Source organism: Pseudomonas sp. A39, from assembly GCF_058145955.1.
In genome coordinates this window covers 110,743-129,447 of record NZ_JBYVMD010000008.1, presented here as the reverse complement: position 1 = coordinate 129,447, position 18,705 = coordinate 110,743, and the positions used below count along the sequence as shown (strand labels likewise).

Genomic DNA, 18,705 nt, shown 5'->3' with positions numbered 1-18,705 from the left:
GCGTGCCGCTGCGGCGCTCGCAGCGGCCACCCTCTTTTTTCCAGGACGATTCCATGACTCTGACAGGCAAGATGCTGATCGGTCAGCACGCCACTGGCGGCAATCGCGAGCCCATCCGGGCGATCAATCCCGCCACCGACACAGCCTTGGAGCCGGCCTACCTGGGCGGCGACGGCGAACAGGTCGCGCAGGCGTGCGCCTTGGCGTGGGCGGCGTTTGATGGGTACCGCGAGACATCGCTGGAGGCGCGCGCAACGCTGCTTGAAGCCATCGCCGCGCAGATCGAAACATTGGGCGATGAGCTGATCGACCGCGCCGTTGCCGAAACCGGCCTGCCCCGCGCGCGCATTCAAGGCGAACGCGGGCGCACCTGCGGGCAACTGCGCATGTTCGCCCGCACCGTCCGCGCCGGGGAATGGCTGGATGTGCGGGTCGATACCGCGCAACCGCAGCGCCAGCCGCTGCCCCGGCCAGACCTGCGTCAGCGCCACATCGCGTTGGGCCCGGTGGCCGTGTTTGGCGCGAGCAACTTTCCGCTGGCGTTTTCCGTGGCCGGAGGCGACACCGCCTCGGCGTTGGCGGCCGGGTGCCCCGTAATCATCAAGGCCCATGGTGCTCACCCTGGCACCAGCGAACGGGTGGGCCGGGCGGTGGCCCAGGCGGTCAAAGCATGTGGGCTGCCGGAAGGTGTGTTTTCGCTGTTGTACGGTTCGGGCCGCGAGGTCGGCATTGCGCTGGTCACCGACCCGCGTATCAAGGCCGTCGGCTTTACCGGTTCTCGCAGCGGCGGCCTTGCGCTGATCCAAGCGGCGCAGGCGCGGCCGGAGCCGATTCCGGTGTACGCGGAAATGAGTTCGATCAACCCGGTGTACCTGTTCCCGGCGGCGTTGGCAGCCAGGGCTGAGGCGTTGGCCGAAGGTTTTGTCGCTTCGTTGACCCAAGGCGCCGGGCAATTCTGCACCAACCCGGGACTGGTGATAGGGGTACAAGGGCCCGCTTTGGATCGCTTTATCAAGGCTGCGGGTGAACGGCTGCCGACCTGTGCAGCACAGACCATGCTGACACCGGGGATTGCCAGTGCCTACGCTTCAGGGGTGGCGGCAATGACGGAACACGCCGAGGTCGCCGCCAAGGGGCTGGCGGCAGAAGGTCCTAACCAAGGCCAGGCGCATCTGTTCGTGACGCAGGCACAGGCTTTTTTGGCCAATGAACACCTGCAAGCCGAGGTCTTTGGCGCGGCCTCCTTGATGGTCGTCTGCGCCGATGCCGAGGAAGTCCGCCAGGTTTCCGAGCATCTCGAAGGCCAACTCACGGCCACTCTGCACCTGGACGAAACCGATTTGCCAGACGCCAAGGCCCTGTTGCCGGTGCTTGAGCGCAAGGCCGGCCGCCTGCTGGTCAACGGCTGGCCGACCGGCGTGGAAGTGTGTGAGGCCATGGTCCACGGCGGTCCGTTCCCGGCCACCTCGGATTCGCGCAGCACGTCGGTGGGCACGGCGGCGATCCAGCGTTTTTTGCGCCCCGTGTGTTATCAGGATTTCCCCGATGCGTTGCTGCCCGCCGCGCTCCAGCACGGCAACCCTTTGCTGCTGCGGCGCTTGCTTGACGGCCAGAGGGAGGCATAGGCGATGTCCGATCCCGATATCGTAGTGGTCGGCGCCGGTATTATCGGCGTCGCCTGCGCGCTGCAACTGGCGCGCCTCGGTCGGCACGTGGTGGTGGTTGACCAGCAGGCACCCGGCAGGGGCGCCTCCTATGGCAACGCCGGGCACTTGGCCACAGAACAGGTGTTCCCGATTGCCGACGTGTCGATCCTCAAGCGCTTGCCCGGCATGCTGCTGGACCCCATGGGCCCATTGCACCTGGATTGGAAATACCTGCCTCACGCCCTGCCCTGGTTCCTGCGCCTGCTGTGGAACCTGCGTCCGGCGAGCTATCAGCGCACGGTCGCGGGTATACGCACGCTCAATGAAGGCAGCCTGGGCGCCTGGCAGCGCTTGCTGCACAGCATCGGGCGCCCGCAGTTGCTGCGCGAGGATGGCTCGCTGCTGGTGTTTGAACAGGCCGACTCACGCCCGGCCCTTGAGGCCCTGCAACGGCGCATGCAGCAACAGCAAGTGCCCGTGGCGTTCTGGTCCGGCGATGCCATTCGCCAGGCCGCGCCGCAACTGAGCGAGCACCTCCAGGGCGGGCTGTTTTTCCCCGGCACCGGGCACTTTATCGACCCTTACCACGTGGTGTGCGAACTGGTCCAGGCCGCCAAGGCCCAGGGCGTGCAATTCCTCCAGCGCGAGGTGAAAGACGCACGCCTTGAGGAACATGGCGTCTCACTGACCACCGATCAGGGCCCCTTGAGCGCCCGCCAGGTACTCATCGCCTGCGGCGCCCACTCGGCCGAACTCACCGCCGCGCTCACCGGCAAAAAAATCCCGCTGGACACAGAACGCGGCTACCACCTGATGCTGCCCCACGAGCAGCATCGCCTGCCATTCGCCGTCACCTCCCTGGAGCGCAAATTCATCATGACCCCCATGACCGACGGCCTGCGCCTGGCCGGCACCGTCGAATTCGCCGGCCTCGACCGCCCGCCGAACATGCAACGCGCCTGGCAACTGCATCGGCTGAGCAAGGGGTTGTTCCGCGATGATTTGAGTGCACGGGATGCCACCCCGTGGATGGGGTTTCGGCCGTCGTTACCGGATTCGCTGCCGATTATTGATCGGGTGTGTGAAGGGAAAGTGTTGCTTGCGTTTGGGCATCAGCATTTGGGGCTGACGCAGGCGGCGGTGACGGCGGAGATGGTGCGAGAGTTGGCGGGTAAGGATCAAGTGCAGTCACTCACGCCTTATCGTCTGGACCGATTCTGACAACAGCACACGCAGCCTATGTACTGAGCGGGCTTGCCCCGCGCTGGGCTGCGCAGCAGCCTCAAAACTAGACGGTGAGGAGCACCTGACACACCGCATTTTGTATTGATTGGGGCTGCCGCGCAGCCCGGCGCGGGGCAAGCCCGCTCACCACAGGAGGAATCGAGTGCAATCACTTCACCAACCGCTTCTCCTTGGAGGGGCGATATCCGAAATACGAGCTATAGCACTTGCTGAAATGACTCGGCGAAACAAACCCGCACGCCACCAACACCTCCACCTGTGACAGCTCGGTGTGCTGCAACAGCCGCCGCGCTTCGGTTACGCGCAGTTCCATGTAGTAGCGCTGCGGTGTGGTGCCCAGTTGTTCCTTGAACAGGCGCTCCAGTTGGCGGCGCGAGCGGCCGGCGTAGACGGCCAGTTGGTCCAGTTCCAAGGGTTCTTCGAGGTTGGCGTCCATCAGCTTCACCACCTCACGCAGGGGCGCGCTGACGCTGACGTTTTCGGTGGGTTTGATCCGCCGGTAACGTGACTCTTCGAAAGCCAGGATGTCTTCGATGCCTTCGACCAGTGCCTTGTCGTGCAGCCCCTTGATCCAGTCCAACGCCATGTGGAACGCGCCGGAGGGGCTTGAAGCCGTGAGGCGGTCGCGGTCGATCACGTAGGGTTCGCTGGTCACGTGCGCAGCCTTGGACACTTCGGCCAGGGCTGGGCGGTGTTCAGGGTGGATGGCGCAGCGATAGCCTTGCAACAAGCCGGCGCGGCCGAGGAACCAGGCGCCATTCCAAAGACCGGCGAGGCCGATACCGTGCTCGGCGGCGGTACGCAGCAGGTGGATGAGGTCTTCACTGGCCTTGAGTTCAGTACGGAAACCGCCGCAGACCACCAACAGTTCCAGGTCTTGCAGGGCCGCCCCATCAAGGCGCGCGTCGGGGCGGATTACCAGGCCCAGGTCGCTGATGACTTCGCCATCGTCCAAACCGAAGGTGCGCGAGGCGAACAGTTCGGGGCGCAGCAGGTTGGCGGTAACCACCGTGTCGAGGGTCTGGGTAAATGCGGGCAAGGAGAAGTGTTCGAGCAACAGGAAGCCAACGCGAGTGACCGACGCCGGCTGCTGGGTTTCATTGAGGTAGCGCAGGTTTTTGCCTTTCATGCCACCGCTGAATTGACGTCTTTCCATCGAGGGTTTGCCCACTCTTATTGTTGATGCAATGTGCACCATCTTAGGGGCAAACACGTGAGTTGTCTCAGGCGCTGATCTTGAGCAAACCGCAACCGCATCAAGCCCGCAGCAGAACAGTGGCAACGGCATCTGATACGGTTTTTTCTTCGCTATCTGCGTCTGTATCGAAACACTGTTTGGGCGGACAATAGCGCCATTCCTACCCCCTTCCCTTCGGAGGCCTTATGACCAAGATGGCACTTTTCCTGTTCGGCTTTTTGGTGTTGACCATCGGCATCGGCCTGCTGGCGACCATCTCCCCCGTGTGACGCTCAACCGGCAAACAACATCGGGTACAGCGACAGCACCAGCAGCCCCGCCATCGACACATTGAAGACCCTCAGCCAGCGCGGCTCACGCAACACGTTGCGCAAGCCGCTGCCACACCCGACCCACACACACACGCTGGGCAAGTTGACCACGGCGAACACCAGTGCAATCACCAGCACATTGGTGACGTAGCCTTCGGCCGGCGTATAGGTGGTGATAGCGCCCAACGCCATGATCCAGGCCTTGGGGTTCACCCACTGGAACGCCGCCGCGCCGAGGAACGTCATCGGCTTGCCCTGCGCATCATCGCTGTCGGACATACCGCCCGCCGTCGCGATCTTCCACGCCAGGTACAACAGGTACGCCGCGCCGACGTAGCGCAACACCGTGTACGCCCATGGGAACAGCTTGAACACCTCGCCCAACCCCAGGCCCACCGAGATCACCAGCAGCATGAACCCGATACTGATCCCCAGCGCATGCGGCATCGACCGGCGGAACCCGAAGTTCACGCCAGAGGCGAGCAGCATGGTGTTATTGGGGCCTGGCGTGATCGAGGACACGAAGGCGAACAGTACAAAGGCTGACAACAGGCTGGTAGACATGAACATGACGCGGCATCCGAACACAGGTGATAGGCCTGTGACAGTAAAGGCTTATGGACCGCCCTGACCCGTACAGCCACAGTACGATTAAGGCATACACTTTTTTGCCAAAGCTTTCACAAACCTTTCACAGATGGGCGCCTATGGTGAATCCAGCTCCTAATGAACATCCTTTTAGCCCGCGCTCCCCACGCGGGCTTTTCTTTGCCTGGGATTTGTCACGCTGGAATAAACGCCTCGGCCCAAACTGCGATTGGCAGGCAAAAAAAGGGCAAGCCATTCGTCATGGCTTGCCGCTATTTTTGCCTGTCCGTTAACGCGGACCGCCACCACCGCCTGGGCCACCTGGGCCACCGCCCTGACCATGCCCGCCACCATGACCACCACCGCCACCTCCCGGTGGCATGAATATCCAGCAGCCCGACAAGGTCGACAACAACGCGACAACCACAGCCGCCTTGGTTAGATAACTCAACTTCATGACCACACTCTCTTACTTGACGAGATTAACTTCTCGCTGGATATGACAGTGCGAACCGCAAGGCGTCACGGCTATCGTGTAACGCGATGGTAGGGTTTGTATGCGTGACGGTACAACGTGAAGACCGTTCCAGGGTTGCCTCAGCCCTTTGCGCAGACCAGGCAACCGTAAGGTCGAGTCAAGGTTCGCAAATCAACTACCATGAGCCTTCATTCATGGAAACGATTACCACAAGACTCGCCGGGGCCCACTCATGAGAGACCTACCGCCAACCGCTACGCTGCGCGCTTTCGAAGTTGCCACCCGGCACGCGACCTTCACCTCGGCTTCAGAGGAGTTGCATGTAACCCAGAGCGCCGTCAGTCATCAGTTGAAGCACCTCGAAGACCTCTGGGGCCTGCAGCTGTTCCAGCGTGGCAAGTCGTTGCGGTTGACCCCCGCCGGTGCGGCGCTGGCGCCCATCGTGCGCGAGTTTTTCATGAACCTGGAGGCCACACTGTCTGACCTCAGGGAACAAAAAGGCAGGGTCCGGCTCAAGGTCAGCGCCACCTACTCCTTCGCCCTGAAATGGTTGCTCCCGAGGTTGCCGAGCTTGTCGCAACAGCATCCGGAGATTCTGATCACGCTGGAGACCAGCGACAAAGCAATCACGTTTTCCAGCGCAGATTCAGACGTGGCGATCCGCCTGGGCAACGGTAATTACCCCGGCCTGCACTCGGAGTTCATGCTCAGGGAGCAGATATTTCCGGTGGCCAGCCCTGACCTGCTCAACCGCTTTGGCACCCCGCAGGAGCCCGCCGAGCTGTTGCGTTACCCGCTGCTGACGCGCGACGGCGCAGACTTGGTGCCCAAGTGGGAAGCCTGGTTTGAACACGTCGGCGTCGGGAGTTGCGCGCTCAACGAAAGCGTCAGGTTTGCTGATACCAACATGACCATTGAGGCGGCATTGCTGGGCCATGGCATTGCCTTGGCGCGTAGCGGCCACGTCGAAGCTGAAATCAACGACGGCCGCCTGGTGAGGCTGTTTGAGGTGCCGTTCGCTTCACCGGTCGCCTACTTTTTTGTCTGCCCCAAAGGGATCGAATCCCAGCCTCACATCATCAGTTTCCGTCACTGGCTGCTGGCCGAATCAATCCAAGCCCAGCAGCGCTACCGATAAAGCATGAATAATCACTCATGCCAGGATGAGCGGACTTCGCTTTCAGGCAAGCCATAATGTTACTTAATATGGCGCATGCCTTTTCCTATCGTTCTACTCATCCTCTTCGCCGCGCTCCTGCATGCCAGCTGGAACGCGCTGTTGCGCGCCGGCACCGACCGGCTGTGGTCAATGACCGTGATGTGCCTGGCGGTGGCCGTCGCCAGCACGGTCATTGCCTTGTCCCTCACGCCGCCCGCCGCCGCCAGTTGGCCGTACGCGGTCCTGTCGGGCGTGTTGCACGTCGGTTACAACCTGTTCCTGGTGCGCAGCTACAAAGTCGGCGACCTTGGGCAAACCTACCCGATTGCCCGTGGTTCCTCGCCCATTCTGATCACGCTGTTCGCCTTCGCATTCGCCGAGGAGACGGTCAGCGCAGGCGCGCTGATAGGCATCGTATTGGTGTCAGGTGGCATCATTTCACTGGCCTTCAAACAGCGCAGGCTGGCCGTCCCCAGCCTGCCTTACGCCTTGGGCACGGGCGTTTTCATTGCGGCCTACAGCGTGACGGACGGCATCGGCGCAAGGCTGTCTGACGCGCCGTTGGCCTATACCGCGTGGATGTGTGCGCTCTGGGGCATCATGATGCCCCTGGTTTACGTTGGCCTGCGCGGCACGCGCAGCCTGCTCACGCCGCGCCCAGGCTGCATCACGGCCTTCCTGGGAGGGCTGGTCTCCCTGCTGGCCTATGGCATCGTTATCTATGCCATGTCAGAGGCGCCGATGGGCGCCGTGTCGGCGTTGCGCGAAACCAGCGTAGTGTTCGCGGCATTGATCGGTTATTACTTCCTGGGCGAGTCACTGACTGTCCGAAAAGTCCTCGCGTGCGTGGTCATTGCGACCGGCACGATCCTTATCGGCTGAACCCTCAGCCCTCCTAAAAGGCGCAAGCAATGGATACTGTCTCTTCAGCCCCCCTCATTTTGATCACAGGCGGCAGCCGAGGTGTCGGCGCGGCAACGGCGCGGCTGGCGGCTGCGCAAGGCTACGACGTGGCAATCAGCTTCATCAGCAACGAGGCCGCCGCCCTCGGCGTGGTGGCCGATGTGCAAGCCTTGGGACGACGCGCCCTGGCCATTCGCGCCGACAGTGCAGACCCAGAACAGGTCGCCCACCTGTTCGCCGCCATTGACGAGACGTTTGGACGTATCGACGTGCTGGTTAACAACGCCGCCATCATTGCGCTTCAATCGCGCTTCGAAGACCTCGACTTCGCCCGTATGCAACGCATTTTCGCAATCAATGCCATCGGCCCGATGCTGTGCGCACAGCAGGCCGTGAAACGCATGTCGCTGCGCCACAACGGCAAGGGCGGCAGCGTGATCAACGTGTCCTCGGGCGCCGCCCGGCTTGGCAGCCCGAACGAATATGTCGACTACGCCGCCTCCAAGGGTGCCCTGGAGACATTCACCATCGGGCTGTCCAAGGAAGTCGCGCGCGAAGGCATACGCGTCAACTGCGTACGCCCAGGGCACATCTACACCGACATGCACGCCAGCGGCGGCGAACCTGGCCGCGTGGATCGCGTCAAGGACAGCATTCCAATGGGCCGGGGCGGAGAACCCGAAGAAGTGGCGCGGGCCGTGCTTTGGCTGGCCAGCTCAGAGGCGTCGTTTATCACCGGGACCTTTCTGGATGTAACTGGGGGGAAGTAACCTGTAACACGGGTGTCGGACAGAGATTGATGGGGGCAATAGATGGACGATTTGATACAAGGGCTCGATGGGCCCAGGACTGCACAGCAGGAATTGTTCTACGACCTGGAAGATGCGGCGGCGGTGATTGGGTGGTCGGTGGTTGAGTTGACGGCGATGGCGGGTAGCGACAGAACGCCGGATGAGGCCGTGGCGTTGATGAAAATATGCGCGTTGTTGGCCGCGCAGCAGAAAAAAATGGCGGTGTATGCGAGTGAGGTTAAGGACCAGCGGATCGTCAGGTCTGAGGGCATGTAAGCGCGCGGTCACACACTCAAGCAGGGCATTTACGGATGCCATTTCCGTTGGAAGAAGGAATAGCGTTATTCCTGCTCAAGTGCGTGGAGCACAGCGCTGAAGGCGATAACTGAAATCTGCCAGCATGGCCTGATAGAGCAGCACACTTAGCACTCGCCAGTAGGTGCTGCTTATCGATTCATACAGCCGAGTTGATCCACTCCGGATGGACATTCATCAGGTTTCCAGGCGACTTTTTAACACCATTGCAACACACCCACCCGTTATATAAATACAACCCAGGGTACTTGATAAAACTCACCGGCTTCACCGTCAGATACGCCGCATTGGTCCAACTTCCATACGCATAGAGATAGCTTGAATTTGTATAGGAAAGATACTCAGCGGTGCCCACGGTGACAATATACCAATTACCCTCTCCATAATTCACCACCAGAAACAGAGACGCTTGTGTAATGTCCTCCGTGGTTTTTACATAACCTTCGACCATCTTAAGATACGTGTTGGGCACGGTCGAAAAATCTTTCAGGCGAGCCAACTGAGACGGCGGCACCGCCGCCTTATTGGAGCGTTCACCTGCTTGCGGCTTTGCTTCGGGTTTTCCTGTTCCCTCTGGCGATTGCAATCCGGTCGACATGTTGAAGTCCTTTCAGGAAGAGTCAGTATTTCGATGACGTACGGGAGAAGAATTAAAGAGCGTTTGACTTACAGCCCTCGTCCATTCCTCGTCGCCTACGTCAGTCCTTGCCTATGCCGGTTGCAAACGCGGCACACTGCAGAGAAATAGTGATCAACCCTTTTCTCGTCCGATACTGTCAACGTTCACAGTACGCTAGACAGTTTCGCGATGAATAAGTACGTTAAAAGTACAAAAACGCCCAGACAATTAAAAACCCCGTACACGCTAATCCAGGGCTTTTCCGCAAGTGGCGGCCAAGGTAGAAATCGAACCGCCACAGGCAGACATGCAACTCAACGGTTTAATCTACAAATCAATCAGTGTCCTCTTGGCTGTTCCTAGGCTGCTTTTCCTCACCCAACGGCAACGACGCCACGATCTCAGCACGGCACGTTTCGAGTATTTCATCCGCCAGAGCAGAGTCATCCGGGCACGCCCGCGACAACATCACTGCGCCGATTGCATGCGCCAGCAGGTCGATCATTTTTGCGCGAACGTCTTGCTTCGTCGTATCCGGACCCGCCGGGTAATTTTCCTCGAGTGCTGCGAGGGTGCTCTCTACGCCGCTGGCGAAGGTCGCCTTTAACTCATCTGACTGGCGGGCAGCATCGCCACACAGCGCCGCCATGGTGCACCCGCCGCTCCTGCCGTCTCTGTGCTCGCGCGACACATACATGTTGACGAACCCCGTAACGTCGAGGTGGCAGGTATTGGCCAGGGATTGCGAAAGGCTGTTTTCAGCGGCCTCGGCCATCAAGTCTGCTTTGGAACCGAAGTGTTTGTAGAACCCGCCCTGGGTAAAACCGGCAGTCGCCATCAGCTCTGCCACCCCGACGCCATCGTAGCCACGCTCACGAAACAGCGCTGACGCCGTCTCCACAATATGAGCCCGGTTGGCGATGGATTGCGTTTTGGTGATCTTCATTTTGCGCTCCTGTGCCTCATGAACAATGGCCTGACTATACTCTGATGTCAGTCATAATCAAAAACGTTGACATCTTTGATTATGATCGACATCATAAATTCCGTACTGCAATCCTCTGCCACTACGGCGCAGGTCGCCGTCATTGATCAACGAGTATGGAATCGATATGAACGACAAGACCTTGTTTGAACCCTACACGCTCGGCTCACTGACGCTTTCCAACAGAATCGTAATGGCACCGCTGACACGGAACCGTGCGGGCGCGGGCTTTGTTCCGAGCGAGCACGCGGCGACCTATTACAGCCAGAGAGCCTCTGCAGGCCTGTTGATTTCCGAGGCCACGCAGATCTCACAGCAGGGCCAGGGTTATCAAGACACCCCCGGGATTTATACGCAGGCACAGATAGACGGATGGCGTTCTGTCACAGAAGCCGTTCACGCGAAGGGCGGACATATTTTCCTGCAACTGTGGCATGTGGGGCGCGTGTCCCATACCGACCTTCAGGAAAATGGCACAGCACCGGTGGCGCCCTCTGCGCTCCGTGCAGCGACGAAGGTGTTCGTCAACCATCGTTTCGTGGATGTTTCTGAACCTCGGGCGCTCGACATCAGCGAACTGCCCGGCATCGTGGGCGACTTTCGTCGCGCCGCGTTAAACGCAATTGCGGCTGGTTTTGATGGTGTAGAAATCCATGGTGCGAACGGCTATTTACTTGACCAGTTCCTCAATGACGGCGCGAATGTGCGTACGGATGCCTACGGTGGCTCGGTTGAAAATCGTGCGCGCTTGTTGCTGGAGGTTGCGGCGGCGGTAGTGAGCGAAGTCGGTGCTGAGCGCACGGGCATCCGCCTATCGCCAGTGTCGCCGGCCAATGGGGTGTCCAGCACCGACCCGCAAGCCCAATTCGATTACCTCGTCGATCAACTCAACACCCTCGGCCTGGCTTACCTGCATGTGGTCGAAGGCGCCACTGGCGGGCCTCGCGACGTGGCGCCCTTCGACTTCGGCGCCTTGCGCCAACGCTTCAATAACACCTACATCGCCAACAATGGCTACGACCTGAACCTGGCCACCTCGACACTGATTGAAGACAAAGCCGACCTCATTGCCTTCGGCCGTCCGTTCATTGGCAACCCTGATTTGGTAGAGCGACTCCAGACCGATACGGCTTTATCCGCTTTTGACCCGGCCACCCTGTATGGCGGCGGCGCAGCGGGCTACATCGACTACCCGCCACTGACTGAAAGCGGCCAACGCCATCCCTGAACGTCACCTTTGCGAACGTTCCCGCCCTACATCCACAACAGAGAATCAAGCCATGAGCCTCCCTAACACCGTCCTCATCACCGGCGCCTCCACGGGCATCGGCGCCACCTATGCCGAGCGCTTCGCGCAACGCGGCCACGACCTCATCCTGGTCGCACGCGACAAAAATCGACTGGAGGCGCTGGCAGCGCAACTGCGCGATAAACACAAGGTCGCCATCGAGGTACTTCAGGCTGACTTGACCCACAGCAGCGACCTGGCGGCTGTCGAAACGCGCCTGCGCGAGGACGCCAGCATTGGCATCCTGGTAAACAATGCGGGTGCCGCGCAATCCGGCAGCTTTATCGAACAGTCCACCGACAGCGTTGCTCAACTGGTGACGCTCAACACGACCGCGCTGGTGCGACTGGCCAGCGCCATCGCCCCTCGCCTGGCCCAGGCCGGGAACGGCGCGATTATCAACATAGGTTCAGTGGTGGGCCTGGCGCCGGAGTTCGGCATGACGGTCTACGGCGCGACCAAGGCCTTTGTACTGTTTCTATCACAAGGCATGAGCCTGGAATTGACGCCCAAAGGCGTCTACGTGCAAGCCGTCTTGCCTGCTGCCACGCGTACCGAGATCTGGGAACGTGCAGGCATCGACATCAATACCCTGACTGACGTGATGGAGGTCGGCGATCTGGTCGATGCGGCGCTGGTGGGTTTTGATCGTCGCGAGACCGTGACGATTCCTCCCTTGCAGGATGCCGCCCGCTGGGATGCCTTGCAGGCTGCACGTCAGGGTTTACTGGCGCAGATTCGACAATCCGATGTCGCCGAGCGATACACCACCACTGCATAAATACGACCCATATCAAGGGGCTGCCATGCCTAATGCCAGTCATTTAAGGGTGAGCACCGTACCTGTGGCGAGGGAGCTTGCTCCCGCTGGGTCGCGAAGCGGCCCCAGCTCTTTGTTTCAAAAGACGGGGACTGCTGCGCAGTCCAGCGGGAGCAAGCTCCCTCGCCACGGGGTACTTTTCGCTCTTGCTGCTTCTTAAACTGACTGGCATTAGGCTGCCATGCCCCTTTTTCACACGCGGATCCCTGAATAACTGAGGCGGTCAAGTTCCATTGAACGCCATGAGAGCTGAATCAAAATGAAGGCATTCTCGATCGACCGTTACGGCAAAAAGAATGGACGCATCAGCGAAGTGCCCACCCCTGAAGTGGGTGCCCATGACGTGCTTGTTCAGGTGCATGCCACAAGCGTCAACCTGCTCGACGCGAAGATCAGGACGGGCGAATTCAAACTGATCCTGCCGTACTCATTCCCGCTGATATTGGGTAATGACCTGGCGGGGGTGGTGGTCCGCGTAGGGGCGTCCGTGCGGCGCTTCAAGCCGGGTGATGAGGTGTACGCACGCCCTCCTCAGGCGCGCATAGGCACCTTCGCGGAACTGATTGCGGTAGATGAAAACGCACTGGCATTGAAACCTGAAAACCTCAGCATGGAAGAGGCCGCCGCCCTCCCGCTGGTTGCGTTGACGGCGTGGCAAGTGCTGGTTGACAGCGCCAGGCTGAAACAGGGTCAGAAGGTCTTTATCCAGGCGGGCTCCGGCGGCGTTGGCAGCGTCGCCATCCAGCTCGCCAAGCACCTGGGTGCCTTTGTCGCGACGACCACCAGCACGGCTAACGTGGAGTGGGTCAAGGCACTCGGGGCAGACGTCGTGATTGACTACAAGACGCAAAAGTTTGAACAGGTTCTTCAGGATTACGACGTCGTATTAAACAGCCTGGGCGCGGATGAACTGGAAAAGTCGCTGACCATTCTGAAGCCGGGAGGCCAACTGATATCCATCTCCGGGCCACCGACGCCGGCGTTTGCCCAGGCGCAAAAGTTACCCTGGGTAGTGGGCCTGGTGATGCGTCTGTTGAGCAGCGGTATTCGCAGGAAAGCGCGAAACAAGAAAGTCAGTTATGCGTTCGTATTTATGCGTGCCAGTGGCGCGCAACTGGACAAGATAACGGCGCTGGTTGAGTCCGGCAGTATCAAACCGGTGATCGACCGCACATTTACCTTCGACTCGACCGCCGACGCCTTGAGCTATGTCGAACAAGGAAGATCCAAGGGCAAAGTCATCATTAAAGTCAAATAACTATCCCCTCCTCTTCGTTCACGAAAGACGTTGTGAGTGAGCCGCACACTTGGAGCAGCAAATGAGTACATCTTCCGAAAGAACCGCGATTGTGACCGGCGCCTCATCGGGCATTGGTCGCGCGACCGCTGAGGCGCTGGTACGGGCGGGATACACCGTGTTCGGCACGAGCCGCAAGGCCACCGGCACGCCAACCCAGGTGACCATGCTCGTCTGTGATGTGACCGATGACGACGCTGTCAGCGCCCTCGTTTCCACTGTACTTGCGCGGACCGGGCGGATCGACCTTCTGGTCAATAATGCTGGCGTTGGCCTGCTGGGTGGCGCGGAAGAGTTCTCGATCTCGCAGGTGCAGGCACTGTTCGACGTCAACCTGTTCGGCGTGATCCGCATGACCCATGCGGTCTTACCGTCGATGCGGGCAAATGGCCAAGGCCGCATCATCAATATCGGATCGATTCTGGGGTTAGTGCCCGCGCCCTACTCCGCTCATTACTCAGCGGTCAAACACGCGCTGGAGGGCTATTCGGAATCCCTTGATCACGAGGTGCGCGCCTTCAATATCCGAGTCTCGATTATCGAGCCGGCATTCGTAAGAACCGTCTTCGATCAGAACGGCATAGAACCGGACTCACCGCTGAAGGAGTACGACCAGGCGCGCGCCGGGTTCAAGGCGCTGCTGGCCGATGTGATGCCCAACGCCGATCGTCCAGAAGTCGTAGCGACGGTAGTCGTAGAAGCGGCGAGCGATATTCACCCCAAGCTTCGCTACACGGCCGGGAAGGCAGCGAAACAAATCAGCCTGCTGCGCCGCTTCGCTCCCGCCGGGGTGTTTGATAAGAGCTTGCGCAAGCAATTCCGGTTGCCGGCTTGAATCCTGGGTCTCAGGGGCGCCACTCACGCCAGCGCGTCTGCGAAATCCGTGCAGTACTCGTAGCAGGCTCCCTTTCTGGCACATTTCGCCCCGCGCCAAAGGGCTGGGTGTTTAAGTTTCACGCCATGAATATCGACGATGACACCTCGAAGTGGCTCGGCTGCCCTACTCCCCTGGAAATGTACAGGCACCAGTGCCCTGCTCGAGGATGAGTTCACAAACCCAGGCCAAGCTGCGAAAGACAAGAACCAATGACGTCAGCCTGGTACAGATCAACTACCTGCTGATCACAGGCAAGGCTTTGACCGAGGCTGAACTCAAAAAGACACTCGAAAATATCGCACGGAACAACCTTGAGAACTCGGAGCTTTCCGGGAAGGCTAGAAGCTTGGAGTGGGTGGCCCAGCAGCGCGACTACCTATTAAGGGGGAGAATCAGCGGCGGCTGGAGCTGAAAGTATTTAGGGGACACAGCCCTATTTAGACTTGCACGCATCCCTGTTCAACAAGTCCTTCATCCCCATCGCAACTGATGGGGAACATACGCTGAACCCGGCGTGGATCTAGCTCAACTCGCAGTCCAGCATCGCCTGCGCAGGCTCGATCGAATGTCGTAGAGAGCCTGCTGATCCGATGCGTTGGTGCAAACTAATAAGACTATTGAACTGAGGATGTCATATTTCCACCTGCTGGCTTCAGGTAGCTTTCGATTGCAGGGGCCAATAAGTGAGAGCCATCGATGCTCAAATGGTGATCGTCACGATAGAAAAGCACCCCGTCTCGCATGATGAAGCATTGGGCATCGTCACAAAACTGGTTGATTGGATCTACGACACTTAAGTAAGGGTACTTGCCTTGAAGATATTCTACGAGCCCATCTTCAAGCTTGCGCATTTGCATGTAATCGGATTTCGGAATGGTGCAATTACCTGGCATAGCGCGCGACCTAAGCTTGCAGTACTCAAGGAGTTCCGACGTGATTGCAGGCGTATCTCTAACAAAAACCACACCAAGGCCCGACTCCTCTAGGCTATCAATAGTCCGACTCAATCCTGCACGAACAAGCTCAGGGTTTGAGAGCCCGGTCTCACTTGGATTCGTTGAGTAAAGCCGTACGCTCCCGTTCAGCCTTACGGCTTCGGGATTTAAGTAGGTACCGGAAAGAACCGGCCACCACCAACCTGAAATCACTGCAGTTTTTAAAGTTGGTATATCTCGCGCAAGTTTAAGATTTCGCTCTAGATGTTCACGAGCCCGGCACTCGGGCTTTGGGGCGCCCGCTGGTCGCTCGGCTTCAATTCCTTCTAATGGGGAGCAGGTTCCTGTATTCAGGAGAGTATGATCACCAAAGGAAGCTAGCCCAGGGTAAATATGATTTGCATGACTATCGCCAATAATAATCACATCTGGGCTTTCGCCATTACCTACGCAGGGTGCTACTTGGTACTTATCGAAGCAGCTAGCGTCAATCCACTGCCCACCCCAATTAAGGTTCTTGCTGACGTTCTGTTTCAATTGGGCGAACTCGCGAAATTCTAATCCACCATTCTTAGACGCACCAAACCCAACACAGCCAACAACAAATAGAGCAACCGCAAGAAAAAAAGTTACGCGCCCAGATGTATTACCGAACCGGACTGGCTTTTCTAAAAACCTATAAGTTAGCCATGCAAGCACAAAGCTCATAACTAGCGCAGCTATGCGAATTCCCACTGGGGGGACTTCAGACCACACCAGCCGAGCAAACGTCAAAATAGGCCAATGCCAAAGATAGAGGGGATAGCTGACCAGCCCTACGAAGACCATTAGCTTATTGGACAGGAGAACTCGATTAACCCAGGTTTGCGGGCCAGCCAGTAGCAACAAGAACGTCCCCCAGACAGGCAGCAATGCCCACCAGCCCGGAAATGCCTTGCTCTTGTTTATGAATAGGATGCCAGCAACAATGAGCACAGCGCCTGTAGCTGACAGAATATTGTTTATTGCCCCGCCACGCCCTGCCAACTGCATCCAGATAGAAAGCCTGCTCGTATTGAACACTTGCAGATAGGCTAGCAGCGATCCGACCAAGAGTTCCCAAATCCTGGCTTGCGGCAGAAAGAAAGCAATGGAGGGTTTGGCCGTTACGTAATGAAGGTTAATTCCGAACGAAACAACACCGAGCAGCAGTACCACTGCAAGCACGTTGACTCCGATGCGCCATGCTAAAAATATAAGAACGGGATACACCAGATAAAACTGCTCCTCTACGGCCAATGACCAAAGATGAAGCAACGGCTTTAGTTCGGCTGCCGTACCGAAATAGACATCCTCTCGCGCCAAGTTAAAATTCTGAAAAAAACTAGCGCTTGCAACTATATGCCCACCCAATTGTTTAAACTCATTGGGGAACAATATAAACCAACCAACCACATAACTAACAACCAACACAAAAATCAGAGCTGGAAATATACGCTTTATGCGATGGGAGTAAAAGCTAGAAAAACTGAAACTGCCGCGCTGCAAGCTCTTGAAGATAATACTTGAGATCAAGAACCCTGATATAACGAAGAAGATATCAACGCCTACAAACCCCCCTTGCAATACGGATGGAAATGCGTGAAATAAAATAACTGAAAGAATCGCCACAGCGCGCAAACCGTCAATATCCGGACGGTACGCTGTACTTACGTTACGTGTTTCGAGTTTTACATCAGGCGGGTTGTACATCCAGCAGATCCATATGCGAAAAATCGGCGTAGTCTATCCTCCAGCACTGTATTAAAGCTACTTGATTCGCTTCGCCAACTCTGAGGACCTCCTTCAGATCCGCCTGGCCCGCCAACCTTTGCGCCGGCGTCATGCCAGCAGGCAGGTAGTTCGATCAACTCAGGCATATTGATCAAGTCCACTCCCAGTGCCTTGCCGCACGCTGCATAGTTCGCTCGGCCGGTGACTTGGATCAGGCCAAGGCCGCGGTACTTGGAGCCGTTTCCCTTCACGCTGTTGCCCAGGACGGCGCAGCCTTCGTATCCGGTTTGGATCGCCGGTGGTCCCTATAACTCACGAACCCACCGCAACTAGCCAGACTCGGGCCCGACCTGAGCAATGAGGGCGGCAATCATCTGGCGAGTTACGATCCCATACCTACCCGTGGCGGCATTCAGCAGCGGAACGAAAACGCCGGCTTTACGGCCGGCGTTCGGGAGGATCTACAGCGACTGCTCACTGGTGGAGACAATCAAGCTGACCAGCGCGGCCAACCTCAAGTTCGCCGAGCTTTTCGTCGATGCTGGCCGTGCTGACCGGCGACCGCCTGCCGATCGTGGATCGGCCCGCTGATGCGCTTCGAAGAAGAGTGGCTGCCGAATCGTTCGCGCGCAACTTGAAAGAGATCAAGTTCAAACTCGAGCGCTACCGGCAAGGATCTGGGTGACGGGCTGATAGGGCTGCTTGACGGGCTGGCCATAGCCGAGTATCTGGACAACTTCATCAACAACGCATACACGAAGCATCACGGCTTATGGATGCAGATCTTGGCCTTCGCGCTGGCCAAAGGCCTGTCCGAGAACAACAACGCTGAGCTCACCTATGTAAAGAGGGAGGCCGAGAAGAAACGGCAAAGCCACGCGCTCGATGGGTTAAAGCTGATCATCGATGTAACGGCCACGCCGCCATGACTGAAGCGAGCAATCCGCCTGGCCTTGGCCAGCCTTCAGCGCCAGGACGACATCGTCACATGACTGGAGTATGTTTCTGACATGGAGAAGAACACGCTCACCGTTCCACCCGAGAAGATCCAGGGCTACTAAAACCGGTGCATTTGAATATCACAGGACGTCTGGAGCGCCTACGACCATTTGCCAGCCGGTGAGCCCCTCACTTTTAACGAGATCCGCACATTGAGTGCGAGCAGCAAAAATTCCCACAGGAATACATCCAGCCGCTCATAGCGCACGCGGACGAGAAGATGACTAAGAACTATCAGGAGGGGGCGACGAAAAGAAAATCGAGTATCTAGAGATGGGCGCCGAATTGGCGATGTGAGGTCGGAGTCTTGCACATCCCGGCGCCCTGCCGACACACACCACTCCCAAATCTTAGAAACCTCGATAACTGCATGCACATGCAGCGCTTGAATTGACATGCATCAACATCGATCAAGACACCTGCGATTGGCTCGGTTGCCCGAAAAAATATTGCCGGCCCGGCCCAGCTTAGCGATGCACTGTCCACTGGCAAGGCAAAG

Annotated in this window: 18 protein-coding genes and 1 pseudogene; 13 read left to right on the top strand and 6 right to left on the bottom strand. The window is 58.3% G+C overall.

The genetic code is table 11. The features are described from left to right. The first annotated feature begins 53 nt into the window (after positions 1 to 53). On the top strand, positions 54 to 1,625 hold the full coding sequence (locus tag AC3ZU9_RS08710; RefSeq protein ID WP_490090594.1) for an aldehyde dehydrogenase (NADP(+)): 1,572 nt from the start codon (positions 54 to 56) through the stop codon (positions 1,623 to 1,625). 3 nt (positions 1,626 to 1,628) lie between these two features. Further along, a complete protein-coding gene (locus tag AC3ZU9_RS08705; protein WP_490090593.1) occupies positions 1,629 to 2,867 on the top strand; it encodes an NAD(P)/FAD-dependent oxidoreductase in 1,239 nt (412 codons plus the stop codon). Positions 2,868 to 3,039: 172 nt separating this feature from the next. On the opposite strand, the gene AC3ZU9_RS08700 is transcribed toward AC3ZU9_RS08705, so the two are convergent. Further along, on the bottom strand, positions 3,040 to 4,020 hold the full coding sequence (locus tag AC3ZU9_RS08700; protein ID WP_043205407.1) for a GlxA family transcriptional regulator: 981 nt from the start codon (positions 4,018 to 4,020) through the stop codon (positions 3,040 to 3,042). Positions 4,021 to 4,361: 341 nt separating this feature from the next. Then, a complete protein-coding gene (locus AC3ZU9_RS08695) occupies positions 4,362 to 4,970 on the bottom strand; it encodes a LysE family translocator (protein WP_122811254.1) in 609 nt (202 codons plus the stop codon). A 728-nt stretch (positions 4,971 to 5,698) separates the two neighbouring features. On the opposite strand from AC3ZU9_RS08695, the gene gcvA reads away from it, so the two are divergent. The 4 genes from gcvA to AC3ZU9_RS08675 all read left to right on the top strand — a co-directional run bounded on the left by gcvA (position 5,699) and on the right by AC3ZU9_RS08675 (position 8,595). Next, the gene (gene gcvA / locus AC3ZU9_RS08690) at positions 5,699 to 6,604 is read left to right on the top strand and encodes a transcriptional regulator GcvA (RefSeq protein ID WP_064053493.1); all 906 of its coding nucleotides are present in this window, start codon (positions 5,699 to 5,701) and stop codon (positions 6,602 to 6,604) included. 75 nt (positions 6,605 to 6,679) lie between these two features. Then, a complete protein-coding gene (locus AC3ZU9_RS08685; protein ID WP_490090592.1) occupies positions 6,680 to 7,507 on the top strand; it encodes an EamA family transporter in 828 nt (275 codons plus the stop codon). A gap of 29 nt (positions 7,508 to 7,536) precedes the next feature. Continuing rightward, a complete protein-coding gene (locus AC3ZU9_RS08680; protein ID WP_012724493.1) occupies positions 7,537 to 8,298 on the top strand; it encodes an SDR family oxidoreductase in 762 nt (253 codons plus the stop codon). 42 nt (positions 8,299 to 8,340) lie between these two features. Next, on the top strand, positions 8,341 to 8,595 hold the full coding sequence (locus tag AC3ZU9_RS08675; RefSeq protein WP_490090591.1) for a hypothetical protein: 255 nt from the start codon (positions 8,341 to 8,343) through the stop codon (positions 8,593 to 8,595). A gap of 178 nt (positions 8,596 to 8,773) precedes the next feature. Here the strand turns inward: AC3ZU9_RS08675 and AC3ZU9_RS08670 are convergent, their stop codons facing one another. Then, positions 8,774 to 9,232 (bottom strand): hypothetical protein, encoded by a 459-nt coding sequence (locus tag AC3ZU9_RS08670; RefSeq protein ID WP_102061390.1) that lies wholly within the window; start codon positions 9,230 to 9,232, stop codon positions 8,774 to 8,776. Positions 9,233 to 9,587: 355 nt separating this feature from the next. Further along, positions 9,588 to 10,199: a TetR/AcrR family transcriptional regulator gene (locus tag AC3ZU9_RS08665; protein WP_093545820.1), complete on the bottom strand. Its 612-nt coding sequence runs from the start codon at positions 10,197 to 10,199 to the stop codon at positions 9,588 to 9,590. Positions 10,200 to 10,365: 166 nt separating this feature from the next. Here AC3ZU9_RS08665 and AC3ZU9_RS08660 point away from each other — a divergent pair, with 166 nt between their 5' ends. From AC3ZU9_RS08660 to AC3ZU9_RS08640, 5 genes are all read left to right on the top strand, one after another. Next, a complete protein-coding gene (locus AC3ZU9_RS08660) occupies positions 10,366 to 11,466 on the top strand; it encodes an alkene reductase (RefSeq protein WP_490090590.1) in 1,101 nt (366 codons plus the stop codon). 52 nt (positions 11,467 to 11,518) lie between these two features. Then, the gene (locus tag AC3ZU9_RS08655) at positions 11,519 to 12,307 is read left to right on the top strand and encodes an SDR family NAD(P)-dependent oxidoreductase (RefSeq protein ID WP_102061388.1); all 789 of its coding nucleotides are present in this window, start codon (positions 11,519 to 11,521) and stop codon (positions 12,305 to 12,307) included. Positions 12,308 to 12,605: 298 nt separating this feature from the next. After that, entirely contained in the window at positions 12,606 to 13,604 is a 999-nt protein-coding gene (locus tag AC3ZU9_RS08650) for an NADP-dependent oxidoreductase (RefSeq protein WP_102061387.1), read from the top strand. Between the two features lie 61 nt (positions 13,605 to 13,665). Further along, positions 13,666 to 14,478 (top strand): oxidoreductase, encoded by an 813-nt coding sequence (locus tag AC3ZU9_RS08645; protein WP_490090589.1) that lies wholly within the window; start codon positions 13,666 to 13,668, stop codon positions 14,476 to 14,478. A gap of 208 nt (positions 14,479 to 14,686) precedes the next feature. Next, positions 14,687 to 14,932 (top strand): hypothetical protein, encoded by a 246-nt coding sequence (locus AC3ZU9_RS08640; protein ID WP_490090588.1) that lies wholly within the window; start codon positions 14,687 to 14,689, stop codon positions 14,930 to 14,932. A 202-nt stretch (positions 14,933 to 15,134) separates the two neighbouring features. On the opposite strand, the gene AC3ZU9_RS08635 is transcribed toward AC3ZU9_RS08640, so the two are convergent. Continuing rightward, positions 15,135 to 17,186, bottom strand: a complete 2,052-nt coding sequence (locus AC3ZU9_RS08635; protein ID WP_490090587.1) for an acyltransferase family protein — start codon at positions 17,184 to 17,186, stop codon at positions 15,135 to 15,137. A gap of 143 nt (positions 17,187 to 17,329) precedes the next feature. Further along, positions 17,330 to 17,668: pseudogene (locus AC3ZU9_RS08630) on the bottom strand (glycoside hydrolase family 19 protein); the annotation flags it as partial. Positions 17,669 to 17,745: 77 nt separating this feature from the next. Here AC3ZU9_RS08630 and AC3ZU9_RS08625 point away from each other — a divergent pair. Then, a complete protein-coding gene (locus AC3ZU9_RS08625) occupies positions 17,746 to 17,892 on the top strand; it encodes a hypothetical protein (protein WP_490090586.1) in 147 nt (48 codons plus the stop codon). A gap of 100 nt (positions 17,893 to 17,992) precedes the next feature. Further along, entirely contained in the window at positions 17,993 to 18,136 is a 144-nt protein-coding gene (locus AC3ZU9_RS08620; RefSeq protein ID WP_490090585.1) for a hypothetical protein, read from the top strand. Positions 18,137 to 18,705: the final 569 nt, after the last annotated feature.

Excerpts from the sequence above, each read along its gene's own strand:
- AC3ZU9_RS08665 (WP_093545820.1), bottom strand. The coding sequence starts at position 10,199 with ATGAAGATCACCAAAACGCAATCCATCGCCAACCGGGCTCATATTGTG.
- AC3ZU9_RS08670 (WP_102061390.1), bottom strand. The coding sequence starts at position 9,232 with ATGTCGACCGGATTGCAATCGCCAGAGGGAACAGGAAAACCCGAAGCA.
- AC3ZU9_RS08705 (WP_490090593.1), top strand. The coding sequence starts at position 1,629 with ATGTCCGATCCCGATATCGTAGTGGTCGGCGCCGGTATTATCGGCGTC.
- AC3ZU9_RS08660 (WP_490090590.1), top strand. The coding sequence starts at position 10,366 with ATGAACGACAAGACCTTGTTTGAACCCTACACGCTCGGCTCACTGACG.
- gcvA (WP_064053493.1), top strand. The coding sequence starts at position 5,699 with ATGAGAGACCTACCGCCAACCGCTACGCTGCGCGCTTTCGAAGTTGCC.
- AC3ZU9_RS08640 (WP_490090588.1), top strand. The coding sequence starts at position 14,687 with ATGAGTTCACAAACCCAGGCCAAGCTGCGAAAGACAAGAACCAATGAC.
- AC3ZU9_RS08710 (WP_490090594.1), top strand. The coding sequence starts at position 54 with ATGACTCTGACAGGCAAGATGCTGATCGGTCAGCACGCCACTGGCGGC.
- AC3ZU9_RS08700 (WP_043205407.1), bottom strand. The coding sequence starts at position 4,020 with ATGAAAGGCAAAAACCTGCGCTACCTCAATGAAACCCAGCAGCCGGCG.
- AC3ZU9_RS08655 (WP_102061388.1), top strand. The coding sequence starts at position 11,519 with ATGAGCCTCCCTAACACCGTCCTCATCACCGGCGCCTCCACGGGCATC.
- AC3ZU9_RS08680 (WP_012724493.1), top strand. The coding sequence starts at position 7,537 with ATGGATACTGTCTCTTCAGCCCCCCTCATTTTGATCACAGGCGGCAGC.
- AC3ZU9_RS08695 (WP_122811254.1), bottom strand. The coding sequence starts at position 4,970 with ATGTTCATGTCTACCAGCCTGTTGTCAGCCTTTGTACTGTTCGCCTTC.
- AC3ZU9_RS08625 (WP_490090586.1), top strand. The coding sequence starts at position 17,746 with ATGCTGGCCGTGCTGACCGGCGACCGCCTGCCGATCGTGGATCGGCCC.
- AC3ZU9_RS08635 (WP_490090587.1), bottom strand. The coding sequence starts at position 17,186 with ATGTACAACCCGCCTGATGTAAAACTCGAAACACGTAACGTAAGTACA.
- AC3ZU9_RS08645 (WP_490090589.1), top strand. The coding sequence starts at position 13,666 with ATGAGTACATCTTCCGAAAGAACCGCGATTGTGACCGGCGCCTCATCG.
- AC3ZU9_RS08675 (WP_490090591.1), top strand. The coding sequence starts at position 8,341 with ATGGACGATTTGATACAAGGGCTCGATGGGCCCAGGACTGCACAGCAG.
- AC3ZU9_RS08685 (WP_490090592.1), top strand. The coding sequence starts at position 6,680 with ATGCCTTTTCCTATCGTTCTACTCATCCTCTTCGCCGCGCTCCTGCAT.
- AC3ZU9_RS08650 (WP_102061387.1), top strand. The coding sequence starts at position 12,606 with ATGAAGGCATTCTCGATCGACCGTTACGGCAAAAAGAATGGACGCATC.